The organism is Isoptericola sediminis, from assembly GCF_013085345.1.
Taxonomy (GTDB): domain Bacteria; phylum Actinomycetota; class Actinomycetes; order Actinomycetales; family Cellulomonadaceae; genus Isoptericola; species Isoptericola sediminis.
The window spans coordinates 1-12,306 of sequence record NZ_JABFAJ010000015.1 but is presented as its reverse complement, the minus strand read 5'-3'; the positions used below and the strand labels follow the sequence as shown (position 1 = coordinate 12,306).

The following is a 12,306-nucleotide window of genomic DNA, read 5'->3' as shown; positions in this document are numbered from 1 at the left end:
TCCCTGCGGCCCGCGGACCCTCAGCCGAACGCCCGGCCCTCGCCCCGGTAGGTGGGCACCTCCTCGACGACCTCGTCCCCGCGCACGAGGTGCACGGTGGCGAAGCGTTCCATCAGCTCACCGGCCTTGGCGTGCCGGAACCAGACCCTGTCCCCGACGCGCAGGTCGCGCCCACCGCGCCGGAGGCGCATCGGCGTCTGCACCTCCCCGGCCCCTTCACGTCGCGTCAGCGCCCAGCCGGGGGTGACGAGGCGCGGCAGCCGCGACGGACCGGCCGGCCCGGAGGCGACGTACCCGCCCCCGAACGCGGTGGCCCAGCCCGGCCCGGGCGAGCGGACGACGTCGAGCCCGAAGTACGCCGCCGGCCGGGCCTCGAAGGACCGGTAGCGGTCGAAGGTCGCGGGGACGAACAGCCCCGACCCGGCGGTCACCTCGGTGACACCGGTGCCGGCGGCGGAGGACTCCAGCGAACCCGTGCCGCCGGCGTTGACGAGCTCGACGTCCCGGCCGACGGCGGACCGGACCGCGGCGAGCACGGCGCGGCGGCGACGCTCGACGTCGCGGATCGACAGCCGCTTCACGGTCCGCACCGCCGGGCTCGTGTCGGGCAGGCCCGCGACCTGGGCCTCGTAGAACATCAGGCCGCGCACGTGCAGCCCGTCGACGGCCTCGACGGCGGCGGCGAGGTCGGCCACCTGCGCAGGGGTGCGCAGCGGGGACCGGCGGGTGCCGAGGTGGGCCTGCCACGGTCCGAGGCCGACGCGCAACGAGCTGTCGACGTCCAGGCAGAGGGCGCCGTCACCGCCGCCCGCTCGTGCGGCACGCAACGCCGCGCGCACCCGCTCGACCTGGGGGACGTCGTCGACCATGAGGGTGATCTCCCGGCGCGCGGCCGGGTCGGCGGCCCAGCGCGCGAGGGCGTCGCGGTCCACGGTCGGGTAGCCCACCAGGACGTCGCGGACCCCGGTGCCGACGAGCCACAGCGCTTCGTCGAGGGAGTAGGCCATCACGCCGGTGAAACCGGCCCGCAGGGCCCGTCCCACCAGCGAACGCACGCGGACGGACTTGGTGGCGACGCGCACGGGGGTGCCGGCGGCCCGCCGGAGCAGGTCGGCCGCGTTGGTGTCGAACACGTCCAGGTCGACGACGGCGAGCGGCGCGGGCGACCCGGCGGTCGCCCTGCTCAGCCGGTCGGTCGCGGACATGTCGGCACGCTACACCGCGGCATGGCACCGCAGGCCCGTGACAGAGTGTGCGACGTGAACTTCACCACCTGGGGCCGCACCTACCGGGCCTCCCCGGCGCGGTGGTCGCAGCCGCGGGACGAGGCCGAGCTGCGTGCCGTCGTGGCCCGTGCCGCGGCCGACGGTCTGCGGATCCGTGCGGTGGGGGCCGGCCACTCGTTCACCGACGTCGCCGTGACCGACGGCCTCCTGATCGGGCTCGACCGGCTCAGCGGTGCGCGGTCCGTGCGTCGCAGGCCCGACGGCACCGCCCTGGTCACCGTGGGCGCCGGGACCCGCCTGCACGAGCTCAACCGGCTGCTCGCGACACGAGGACTGGCGATGCGCAACCTCGGCGACATCGACCGGCAGTCGGTCGCGGGGGCGATCTCCACCGGGACCCACGGCACGGGGGCGCTGCTGGGCGGCCTGGCCACGCAGGTGCGCGCGCTGCGCGTCGTGCTGCCGGACGGCTCCGTGCGGTCGGTGTCGGGCGACGACACCCCCGGTTCCCCGGACCGCGAGCTGTTCGAGGTCGCCCGCCTCGGGCTGGGCACCGTGGGCGTGCTGTCCGCCGTCACGCTCGAGGTCGTGCCGGCCTACCTGCTGCGCTCGACCGAGCAGGTCCGCCCCTGGGACGAGGTCGTCGAGGGCATCGACGCGCTGTTCGACGGACACGACCGGTTCGACGCCTATTGGTTCCCCGGCACGGACCGGATGCTCACCTGGAGCCATGACCGCGTCCCGGCGCCCGAGGCGGCCCGCCACCGCGCGTCCCGCCGCGGGGTCCTGGGCGCGGCCCGGACCCTGGGTGACGCCGCCCGGTCCGTCCTGGACGAGGAGGTGCTGGCCAACGGTGTCCTGGGGGGTGTGATGCAGGTGGCGGCCGCCGCTCCGCGGACCGTGCCGCGCCTGAACGCGGTGTGCGCCGCCGCCCTCGGGGACCGGACCCACGTGGCGCCGTCCGACCGGGTGATGGTGAGCCGGCGGCGGGTGCGCTTCACCGAGATGGAGTACGCGCTGCCGAGGGCGGGGCTGGCCGACGCGCTGCGCGAGCTGGAGGGCTGGTTGCGAGCGTCCGGCGAGCCGGTGCCGTTCCCGGTCGAGGTGCGCTGCGCGGCCGCGGACGACGTGTGGCTGTCGACGGCACGGGGCCGGGACACCGCCTACGTGGCGGTGCACCAGTACCACCGGATGCCGCGCGAGCGGTACTTCGCCGCGGCGGAGGAGATCTTCCTGGCGGCGGGCGGCCGCCCGCACTGGGGCAAGCTGCACACCCGCACGGCCGCGGACCTGGCGGCGCACTACCCGCTGGACGACGTCGCGCGGGTGCGGGCCGCCGTCGACCCGCACGGCGTGCTGCGCAACGACTACACCGACCGGGTCCTCGGCCTCCCCGCCTGACCTCCGCCGCGACCCCTCGTCGTTGTGGGCATGAAATCTGCAGCCGCGACCCCGTCGAAGGCTGCAGATTTCATGCCCACAACGACGGGGCGGGCGGGGAGCCGTCAGCGGGCGGCGACGAGCGCGGTGGCGATCGCGGCGACGCCCTCGCCGCGGCCGGTCAGGCCGAGCCCGTCGGTCGTGGTCGCGCTGACGGAGACGGGCGCACCGACGGCCTCGGTCAGCGCGGCCTCGGCCTCGGTGCGGCGGGGCTCGACCTTGGGCCGGTTGCCGACCACCTGGACGGCGACGTTCCCGATCTCGAACCCGGCGGCCCGGACCCGGCGGGCGGCCTCGGCCAGCAGCACGACGCCGCTCGCCCCGGCCCACTCGGGCTCGCTCGTGCCGAAGTGCGTGCCCAGACCGCCGATGCCGGCCGCGGAGAACAGCGCGTCCGCGGCGGCGTGCGCGGCGACGTCCGCGTCCGAGTGGCCGTCCAGACCCCGCTCGCCGGGCCAGTGCAGCCCACCGACCCAGAGCTCACGGTCCGAGCCCTCCGGGGCGAAGGCGTGGACGTCCACGCCGATCCCGGTGCGCGGCAGGTTCATCGGCCCTCCAGCAACAGCTCGGCCACGGCCAGGTCGTACGGCGTGGTGATCTTCAGCGCGGCGGAGTCGCCCCGCACCAGGTGCACCGGGACGCCGAGCGCCTCGACCAGCCCGGCGTCGTCGGTCGCGGCCAGGTGCTCGGCGGCGGCCCGGGCCGCCCCCTCGGCGTGCGCACGCTGCAGGAGCTCCCGGTCGAAACCCTGCGGCGTCTGGACCGCTCGCAGCACGGTCCGGTCGAGCGTGTCGACGACCCGCTCGACCACGGGGGTGGTGTCGTCCCCGGGTGGGGCCGGGGCGCCGGCGTCGGGCGCGACGCGCTTGATCGTGTCCGTCACCGGCAGCCCGGGGACGACGGCGGGGTGTCCGCTGCGCACGGCCGCCACCACGCGGGCGACCAGCGCGGGCGGGGCGAGCGGACGGGCGGCGTCGTGCACGAGGACGACGTCGGTGCTCGCGTCGGCACGGCGGAGACCGGCGGCGACCGACGCCTGCCGGGTGGATCCCCCGTCGACGACCTCGACCGGGATCGGGAGCGCGCCGAGAGCGGCGACCATGTCGGCCGCACGACCCGGCGGAGAGGTCACCACCACGGCGTCGACCGCACCGGAGTCGGCGAGGCCGCGCGCCGCCAGGGCGATCATCGGCACGCCACCGACCGGCACGAACGCCTTGGGGATCTCCCGTCCGAGCCGCGTGCCGGAACCGGCCGCGGTGAGGATCGCGAGGGTCGTCAGGAGGCGAGCACCTCGTCGATGATGGCGCCGGCCTTCTCCTCGTCGACACCCTCCGCGAGGGCGACCTCGGACTCGAGGATCTGGCGCGCCTTGGCCAGCATGCGCTTCTCCCCGGCGCTCAGGCCGCGGTCGGAGTCGCGGCGGGACAGGTCGCGGACGACCTCCCCGACCTTGATGACGTCGCCGGACGCCAGCTTCTCCAGGTTCGCCTTGTACCGGCGCGACCAGTTGGTCGGCTCCTCGGTGTACGGCGCGCGCAGCACGTCGAACACCTTGTCCAGGCCCTCCTGGTCCACCACGTCACGCACCCCGACGAGGTCGACGTTGTCCGCCGGCACCTCGATCGTCAGGTCGCCCTGAGCGACCTTGAGCTTGAGGTACATCTTCTCTTCGCCACGGATCTTCCGGGTCTTGACCTCTTCGATCAGCGCGGCGCCGTGATGAGGGTAGACAACCGTCTCGCCTACTGTGAACGTCATCTTCAGATGTCCCCTTTCCCAGTGACCGAGTCTATCACGGTGGGCACCTGCGCCCGTGGCGCGGGGGGTGCGCGGAGGATTCACGGGACCACTGTTTCCGCAGTTCAGGGCGCTGCCAGCGGGCGGGTGGGTGACCACCCCGCCGCCCCACTAGGATGGTGCGGGGCGCGCCGCGTCCCTCACCCCAGTGACATCCCGTGCGCGGGCCCCGAGCCCGCCGCACCGCTCCAGCAGAAGGAGAGCACGTGGCCCGCTCCGCCCGTACCGCCCGTTCCGCCCTCGCCGCCGGGGTCGCCGTCGGCGCGCTGGCGCTCGGCGCCTGCGCACCCATCACCACCCAGATGGGCTACGCGCCGTCGGACGGGACGCGCGTCGACTTCGAGGACATGCAGGTCCGCGGCCTCAACCTGCTGGTCATCGCCACCGAGGAGGGCGGCGACGGCAACCTGCTGGGCGCGCTGGCGAACAACAGCGACGAGGACGTCGAGTTCACCCTGACCGCCAGCGGCGCCACACCCGTCACGGTGCCGGTGCCCGCGGAGGAGACGGTCTACCTCGGCACCGACGGCGAGGAGACCCTGCTCGGCCCGGTCGACACCATCCCGGGCGGGACCCTCGAGGCCACGCTCGAGGTCGCCGGGCAGAGCGAGACGTTCTACCTGCCGGTCTTCGACGGCACGCTGCCGGAGTACGCCGACTACCTGCCCTGATCCCCCGGCGACGGGCTCCCCGTCGCAGCACGAAGGCCCCTGCGCTCCGGGAGCGCAGGGGCCTTCGTGCGTACCGACGGGGCCGGCACGGCGGGTCGGATCAGCCGAAGCGGCCCGAGACGTAGTCCTCGGTCGCCTTCTCGGCCGGGGAGGAGAAGATGGTCGCCGTGTCGTCCATCTCGATGAGCCGGCCCGGCTTGCCCGTCCCGGCGATGTTGAAGAAGCCGGTCCGGTCGCTCACACGAGCCGCCTGCTGCATGTTGTGCGTCACGATGACGATCGTGTACTCCTGCTTCAGCTCGCCGATGAGGTCCTCGATGGCGATCGTCGAGATCGGGTCGAGAGCCGAGCAGGGCTCGTCCATCAGCAGCACCTGCGGCTTGATCGCGATCGCCCGGGCGATGCACAGCCGCTGCTGCTGACCGCCCGAGAGTCCGGATCCCGGCCGGTCCAGGCGGTCCTTGACCTCGTTCCACAGGTTCGCCCCGTGCAGCGAGGACTCGACGAGGTCGTCGGCGTCGGACTTCGAGATGCGCTTGTTGTTCAGCTTCACCCCGGCCAGGACGTTGTCACGGATGGACATCGTCGGGAACGGGTTCGGCCGCTGGAAGACCATGCCGACGTTCTTGCGGACGGCGACCGGGTCGACGTCCGGGCCGTACAGGTCCACGCCCTCCATCTCGACGGTGCCCTCCACGCGGGCCCCGGGGACCACCTCGTGCATCCGGTTGAGCGTCCGCAGGAACGTCGACTTCCCACAGCCGGACGGCCCGATGAGGGCGGTGACCGACTTGGGCTCGATCGTCATGTTGACGTCTTCGACGGCGCGGAAGTCGCCGTAGTAGATGTTCAGGTCCTTGGTGTCGATGCGCTGTGCCATCGTGAGCTTCCTTCGTGAGTGTGGCTGATCGTCGGCTGCGCGTCAGCCCAGCTTCGGGGCGAACCAGCGAGTGATCAGGCGGCCGATGAGGTTGAGTGCCAGGACCATGGCGATCAGCACGAGTGCCGCGCCCCAGGCGTTCTGGGAGGCGATGTCCGAGACGCACGTCGCCGTGTCCCCACCGGGGCACGGGGCGTTGCCCTGCGAGTACTGCCGGTAGGCGAACACCGGCAAGGTCATCATGCGCCCGTCAAACGCGTTGGCATTGATCGAGTCGGTGACGCCGACGGTCACGAGCAGCGGCGCCGTCTCGCCGATGACCCGGGCGATCGCGAGCAGCACGCCGGTGGTCAGCCCGGCGACGGAGGTGCGCAGCACGACCTTGACGATCGTCAGCCACTTCGGGACGCCGAGCGCGTACGAGGCCTCCCGCAGCTCGTTCGGCACGAGCTTGAGCATCTCCTCGCAGGAGCGCACCACGACCGGGATCATCAGCACCGACAGGGCCACGGCCCCCATGACGCCGATGCGGACGGCCGGGCCGAAGATCAGCGCGAAGAGCGAGAACGCGAACAGGCCGGCGACGATCGAGGGGATCCCCGTCATGACGTCGACGAAGAAGGTGACCGAGCGGGCCAGCCAGCCCTTGCCGTACTCGACCAGGTAGATCGCGGTCAGGATGCCGATCGGCACCGAGATCACGGTCGCCAGGGCCGTGATCACGACCGTGCCGAGGATCGCGTGGTAGATCCCGCCGCGCGGGTCCCCGCCGAAGATGTTGCGCATCGACTGGAACAGGAAGTCGAGGCTGATCCGGTCGGCGCCCTGGGCCACGACGGTGAAGATCAGCCAGCCCAGCGGGATCATCGCCAGGCCGAAGGCGATGTAGATCAGGACCTGCATGACGCGGTCGGTACGGCGACGACCGGGGTCCACCGTGGAGAGCAGTCGGGCCGTCTCCGAGCTGCCTCGTCCGGGGTTCTGCGTGGTGACGCTCATCAGTTGGCTCCCGAGAAGTCCTTGCGGCGCGCCACGACCCAGCGCGCCGTCATGTTCACGGCCAGCGTGATCACGAACAGGGCGAGTCCCGCGGCGATCAGCGTGTTGACACCGAGACCGGTCGACTCCGGGAAGTCGGCGGCGATGTAGGCCGCGATGGTCTGGTGCTGGCCGGCGGCCAGGATGTCGAGGGTGTACGTGAACCCGGGCGAGAGGATCATCAGCACGGCCATCGTCTCCCCGAGCGCCCGGCCCAGGCCCAGCATCGAGGCGGAGATGACGCCCGAGCGGCCGAAGGGCAGCACCGCCGTCCGGATGACCTCCCACCGGGTCGCCCCGAGCGCGAGCGCCGCCTCCTCGTGCAGCTTCGGGGTCTGCAGGAAGACCTCCCGCGACACCGCCGTGATGATCGGCAGGATCATGATCGCCAGGACGACCCCGACCGTGGCCATCGACCGGCCGGTCGGCGAGACCTGGCCGCCCCACAGGGGGAACCAGCCGAGGTTCTCGTTGAGCCACGTCCAGAACGGCGTGAGCACCGGGGCCAGCACGAAGAAGCCCCAGAGGCCGTAGATGACTGAGGGGATCGCGGCCAGCAGGTCGACCAGGGCGCCGAGGACCTGGGACAGCCGGCGCGGCGCGTAGTGCGAGATGAACAGCGCGATCCCCATCGCGACGGGCACCGCGAGCACCAGGGCCAGCACGGCGGCGAGGACCGTGCCGAACACGAGCGGTCCGAGGTACGCCAGCAGGGAGGTGTCCTCCGGGTAGCGCGGGACCCCCGCGGCGAGCTCCTCGGGGCTGGCGGTGATCGCGGGCCAGGCCTCGGAGATCAGGAAGAGCGCGACCGCCGCGAGGACCGCCAGGATGGTGGCGCCGGCTCCGACGGCGATCCATCGGAAGACGCGGTTGAAGCCCCGGTCGGTGTTGCCGCTGCGGCGGCGCCGGGAGCTCTTGGCCGGTGGACTGACTGTGGTCGTCACAGGGACCCCTCGTTGGTGCTTGGGCACTGGTCTCGTCACGTGCTGGGGTGCCGGACGGCCGGAACGGCGACCGGGCGGGACGCTGCGAGCGTCCGACCCGGCCGCCGGCGGCCGTTCAGGCGATGAACCTGGTCAGCCCGCGGAGATCGACTCGATGCCCGGCATGATGGCCTGGCGGATCGTGTCGGACAGCGGGGCGGACCCGGCGGCGTCCGAGGCGGCCTGCTGGCCCTCCTCGCTGGCGACGTAGCCGAGGAAGCCCTTGACCAGCTCGGCGGTCTCCTCGTCATCGTAGGTCGTGCAGGCGAGGCTGTACGAGACCAGGACGATCGGGTAGGTGCCCGCGATGTCGCGGTCGAGGTCGATCGTGTAGACGTACTCGCTGGTGCCCTCGGTCCGCGGCGACTGAGCCACGACCTCCGCGGCGGCCTCGGCCGAGTACTCGACGAAGTCACCACCGACACCGACCGCGACGGTGCCGAGGTCGCCGACCTGGGAGGCGTCGGCGTAGGTGATGGTGCCCTCGCCGGCCTGGGCGGCGCCCACGACACCCGAGGTGCCCTGCGCCGACTCCTGGCCGTCGACCGGCCACACGCCGGAGGGCTCGGCCGTCCAGATGTCGGGGGCCACCGTGTAGAGGTACTCCTCGAAGTTCTCCGTGGTGCCCGACTCGTCGGAGCGGTGCACGACGGTGATCGGCGTGCTGGGCAGGTCGGCGTCCGGGTTGTCCGCGGCGATCGCCTCGTCGTCCCAGGAGGTGATCTCACCGAGGAAGATGTTCGCGATCGTCTCCGGGCCCATGTTGAGCGAGTCGACGCCCTCGAGGTTGAAGGCCACCGCGACCGGGCTGACGTAGCCGGGGAACTCGATGACGCCACCCTCACCGCACTGCGCCTCGGCGGCGGCGAGCTCCTCGTCGTCCAGCGCGGCGTCCGAGCCGGCGAACTTGTAGGAGCCGTCGCCGAAGCCGGTACGGCCGCCGCCGGAACCGACGGGGTCGTAGTTGACGGTCGCGTCGGGGTTCGCCTGCTGGAAGCCGGCACGCCAGGCGTTCATGGCGGCTTCCTGCGACGAGGCGCCGCCGCCGGAGAGCGTGCCCGACAGGCCGCCCTCCATGTCCTCCGACGCCTCGGTGGTCTCGTCGCCGGTGGAGCCCGCGGGCTCGGGGTCCGAGCCGCAGGCGGCGAGGCTGAGAGCCAGCGCGCCGACGGCGACGGCAGATCCGGCACGGGTGAATCGGCTGAGGTTCACGAGTCGTTCCATCCTGTTCACACGGTGGTGGCACCGGCGGCCGCCGGCGTACGTCAGGAACGTTAGGCAGGCGAGGTGGCTCACCGGCCAGGAGCAGATGAACGAACGATGAACAGCCGTCGGACCCTGGGACACCGGGAGTCCGGGGCTCCGCACTCGCGAGCTCGCTCCGCCTCAGCCCTCGGCGTCGGCGAACTTGTAGCCGAGACCGCGCACCGTGAGGAGCAGCGACGGCGCGCTCGGGTCGGTCTCGATCTTGGACCGGATGCGCTTGACGTGGACGTCGAGGGTCTTGGTGTCGCCCACGTAGTCGGCGCCCCAGACACGATCGATGAGCTGGCCGCGGGTCAGCACCCGGCCGGCGTTGCGCAGCAGCAGCTCCAGCAGGTCGAACTCCTTGAGCGGCAGGGAGACCGCCTCGCCGCGCACCGCCACCGTGTGCCGTTCCACGTCCATGCGCACCGGACCCATCTCGAGCACGGACTCCCCGTCGTCGTCGGGCGTGGCGCCGGCGTCGCCCCCCGGGCCGCGCCGCCGCATCACCGCCCGCATGCGCGCGAGGAGCTCGCGGAACGAGTACGGCTTCGTGACGTAGTCGTCGGCCCCGAGCTCGAGCCCCACGACCTTGTCGATCTCGGAGTCCTTCGCCGTGAGCATGATGATCGGCACGTCGCCGCGCTGCCGGAGCTCACGGCAGACCTCGGTGCCGCTGAGGCCGGGCAGCATGAGGTCGAGCAGCACCAGGTCGGCCCCGCCGTCGTCGAACCTCTCGAGCGCGTCGTTGCCGTCAGCCGTCGCGACCACGTCGTAGCCCTCGCGGGTCAGCTGGTACGTCAGCGGGTCGCGGTACGACTCCTCGTCCTCGACCACCAGGATGCGCATCACGCGCTTACCTCCTCGTTCCTCGGGCCGTCTCCGGCACCGTGCCGATGGGGTCCGCCCGCGGAGCTGCCCGGGGCGGTCGACGGGCCGCTGTCGGACCCGTCCGTGCTGCCGGGCGCCCCGCCGTCGGGCGGGGCTCCGGCCGGACCGTCGTCGGACGGTCCGCCGTCCGGCGTGGCGGCCGACGCGTCCAGCGCACCCGCCGCGAGGTCCGCGGCCGGGATGCGCAAGGTGAAGGTGGAGCCCTTGCCCGGCTCCGACCAGACCCGCACGTCACCGCCGTGGTCGGCGGCGACGTGCTTGACGATGCTCAGTCCGAGTCCCGTCCCGCCGGTGTCCCGGGACCTGGCCGGGTCCACGCGGTAGAAGCGCTCGAAGACGCGCTGCTGCTCCTCGGTGGAGATCCCGACGCCCTGGTCGACGACGTCGATCTCCACCAGGCCGTCGCGTTCGTGCACGCCGACCCCCACGCGGGTGTTCTCCCCGGAGTAGGAGACCGCGTTGTCCAGCAGGTTGCGGACCGCGGTGACCAGCAGGTTGTGGTCGCCGAACACGATGCTCTCCGACGTCCCGCCCACGGTGATCGCGATGTTCTTGCCCTGCGCCTTCGTCCGGGCGCGGTCGACGGCCTCGTCGACGACGTCGACGACCGAGACGGGCTCGATCTGCTGCAGGGCCCCGGCCACCTGCAGCCGGGAGAGCTCGATGATCTCGTGCACCAGCTCGGAGAGCCGGTGCGCCTCGGACTGCATCCGCTCGGTGAACCGCCGGACCGCCTCGGGGTCGTCGGCGGCGTCCTGGACGGTCTCGGCCAGCAGCGCGAGCGCACCGACCGGCGTCTTGAGCTCGTGGGACACGTTGACGACGAAGTCACGCCGGATCGCCTCGACCCGGCGGGCCTCCGTGCGGTCCTCGGCCAGCACGAGGATGTTGTCCATCCCGAGCGGCGCGGCCCGCACCTGCAGCAGCACGGTGCCGGAGCCGATGGGACCGCGCGGCAGCTCCAGCTCCCGCTCACGGATCACGCCGTCGCGCCGCACCTCGTGGACCAGCTCGACGACGGTCTCGTGGGCGAGGGCGTCGTTGCGCACCACGCCGAGCGCGTACGCCGGCGGGGAGGCCCGGACGACGTCGTCGTCGTCGTCGATCACGACCGCGGCGGAGCGCAGCACCGACAGCACGCGGACCAGGCCCTCGTCGAGCGCACCGGGTTCCGACTCGGCCTCCCGCTGCTGCGCACGGTCGGAGAGGCGGAAGGCGAGGGCAGCGACGAGCCCGACGACGACGCCGAGACCACCGGCGATGACCGCCGTCACACCCTGGATGATTCCTTCCACAAGTGCCAGCCTAGGTCTCGGAGGGGTCGTTGCCGTGCCACGGCAGCAATTGCTCCCTGACGCGTCGCCCACTGTTCACCTGGAGCCCGCGTCACGTTCACTTCGCCGTCCGAGGCACCTGTGAGGGTTGATCAGCACCGATCTTCGAGAGGACACCCATGCGAGAGATCTTCGATGCCGAGCTGAAGCACATCGGCGACGGTCTGGTCGAGATGAGCCGACTGGTCGAGTCGGCGATCACGCGAGCCGGTACGGCGCTGCTCGACGGCGAGCACCAGCTCGCCCAGGACGTGATCGCCTCCGACCACGAGATCGACCGGCTGGAGCGCGAGCTGGACGAGCGGTGCGTCCACGTGCTCGCCCAGCAGGCTCCGGTCGCCACCGACCTGCGCGTGGTCATCACCGCGCTGCGCATCAGCTCCACGCTGGAGCGGATGGGTGACCTCGCCCGGCACGTCGCCGAGGTCGCCCGCGGACGCTACCCCGCGCTGGCCGTGCCGGACGGCGCCCGCGAGACGTTCGTCGCGATCAACGAGGCGGCCGGACTCGTGGCGCGGCGCACCTCCGAGCTGCTCTCCACGCGGGACGTCGCGCTCGCCGCGGAGATCGAGGCCGGCGACGACGTCATCGACCGGCTGCACCAGGACACGTTCGCCGCGACGCTGTCGCCGGACTGGACCGGCACCGCGCAGGAGACGATCGACGTCACCCTGCTGGCCCGCTACTACGAGCGGTTCGGCGACCACGGGGTGTCGGTGGCGCGTCGCATCACCTACCTGGTGACGGGCGACTTCGAGGCCGAGATCCACGCGCCCGCCGACGTCTGACACGTCGTCG

Annotated in this window: 13 protein-coding genes; 3 read left to right on the top strand and 10 right to left on the bottom strand. The window is 72.5% G+C overall.

The window, feature by feature from the left end; all coding sequences use genetic code 11:
- Positions 1-20: 20 nt before the first annotated feature.
- Entirely contained in the window at positions 21-1,205 is a 1,185-nt protein-coding gene (locus HLI28_RS08160) for an alanine racemase (protein WP_171247027.1), read from the bottom strand.
- Between the two features lie 21 nt (positions 1,206-1,226).
- Here HLI28_RS08160 and HLI28_RS08155 point away from each other — a divergent pair, with 21 nt between their 5' ends.
- The gene (locus HLI28_RS08155; RefSeq protein ID WP_171247026.1) at positions 1,227-2,627 is read left to right on the top strand and encodes a D-arabinono-1,4-lactone oxidase; all 1,401 of its coding nucleotides are present in this window, start codon (positions 1,227-1,229) and stop codon (positions 2,625-2,627) included.
- 104 nt (positions 2,628-2,731) lie between these two features.
- Here the strand turns inward: HLI28_RS08155 and ispF are convergent, their stop codons facing one another.
- From ispF to HLI28_RS08140, 3 genes are read right to left on the bottom strand one after another with little or no spacing between them, the layout of a single operon-like run.
- Positions 2,732-3,214, bottom strand: coding sequence for a 2-C-methyl-D-erythritol 2,4-cyclodiphosphate synthase (gene ispF, locus HLI28_RS08150; protein WP_171247025.1), 483 nt, complete (start codon positions 3,212-3,214; stop codon positions 2,732-2,734).
- Positions 3,211-3,933 carry a 2-C-methyl-D-erythritol 4-phosphate cytidylyltransferase gene (ispD, locus tag HLI28_RS08145; RefSeq protein WP_343035743.1) on the bottom strand — a complete coding sequence of 241 codons (723 nt, stop codon included), beginning with the start codon at positions 3,931-3,933 and terminating at the stop codon, positions 3,211-3,213. The genes ispF and ispD overlap by 4 nt, the downstream gene beginning before the upstream one ends.
- Before the next feature lie 11 nt (positions 3,934-3,944).
- Entirely contained in the window at positions 3,945-4,427 is a 483-nt protein-coding gene (locus HLI28_RS08140) for a CarD family transcriptional regulator (RefSeq protein WP_171247024.1), read from the bottom strand.
- 245 nt (positions 4,428-4,672) lie between these two features.
- On the opposite strand from HLI28_RS08140, the gene HLI28_RS08135 reads away from it, so the two are divergent.
- Positions 4,673-5,137: a hypothetical protein gene (locus HLI28_RS08135; RefSeq protein WP_171247023.1), complete on the top strand. Its 465-nt coding sequence runs from the start codon at positions 4,673-4,675 to the stop codon at positions 5,135-5,137.
- 100 nt (positions 5,138-5,237) lie between these two features.
- On the opposite strand, the gene pstB is transcribed toward HLI28_RS08135, so the two are convergent.
- From pstB to HLI28_RS08105, 6 genes are all read right to left on the bottom strand, one after another.
- On the bottom strand, positions 5,238-6,017 hold the full coding sequence (gene pstB, locus HLI28_RS08130) for a phosphate ABC transporter ATP-binding protein PstB (protein WP_171247022.1): 780 nt from the start codon (positions 6,015-6,017) through the stop codon (positions 5,238-5,240).
- Positions 6,018-6,059: 42 nt separating this feature from the next.
- Positions 6,060-7,016 carry a phosphate ABC transporter permease PstA gene (pstA, locus tag HLI28_RS08125; RefSeq protein ID WP_171247021.1) on the bottom strand — a complete coding sequence of 319 codons (957 nt, stop codon included), beginning with the start codon at positions 7,014-7,016 and terminating at the stop codon, positions 6,060-6,062.
- The gene (gene pstC / locus HLI28_RS08120) at positions 7,016-7,999 is read right to left on the bottom strand and encodes a phosphate ABC transporter permease subunit PstC (protein WP_171247020.1); all 984 of its coding nucleotides are present in this window, start codon (positions 7,997-7,999) and stop codon (positions 7,016-7,018) included. The genes pstA and pstC overlap by 1 nt, the downstream gene beginning before the upstream one ends.
- A gap of 132 nt (positions 8,000-8,131) precedes the next feature.
- Positions 8,132-9,250, bottom strand: a complete 1,119-nt coding sequence (pstS, locus tag HLI28_RS08115; protein WP_425483387.1) for a phosphate ABC transporter substrate-binding protein PstS — start codon at positions 9,248-9,250, stop codon at positions 8,132-8,134.
- Positions 9,251-9,424: 174 nt separating this feature from the next.
- Positions 9,425-10,135 carry a response regulator transcription factor gene (locus tag HLI28_RS08110; RefSeq protein ID WP_171247018.1) on the bottom strand — a complete coding sequence of 237 codons (711 nt, stop codon included), beginning with the start codon at positions 10,133-10,135 and terminating at the stop codon, positions 9,425-9,427.
- Entirely contained in the window at positions 10,132-11,469 is a 1,338-nt protein-coding gene (locus HLI28_RS08105; RefSeq protein ID WP_171247017.1) for an ATP-binding protein, read from the bottom strand. The genes HLI28_RS08110 and HLI28_RS08105 overlap by 4 nt, the downstream gene beginning before the upstream one ends.
- A gap of 158 nt (positions 11,470-11,627) precedes the next feature.
- Here HLI28_RS08105 and phoU point away from each other — a divergent pair, with 158 nt between their 5' ends.
- On the top strand, positions 11,628-12,296 hold the full coding sequence (gene phoU, locus HLI28_RS08100) for a phosphate signaling complex protein PhoU (RefSeq protein ID WP_171247016.1): 669 nt from the start codon (positions 11,628-11,630) through the stop codon (positions 12,294-12,296).
- Positions 12,297-12,306 lie beyond the last annotated feature (10 nt).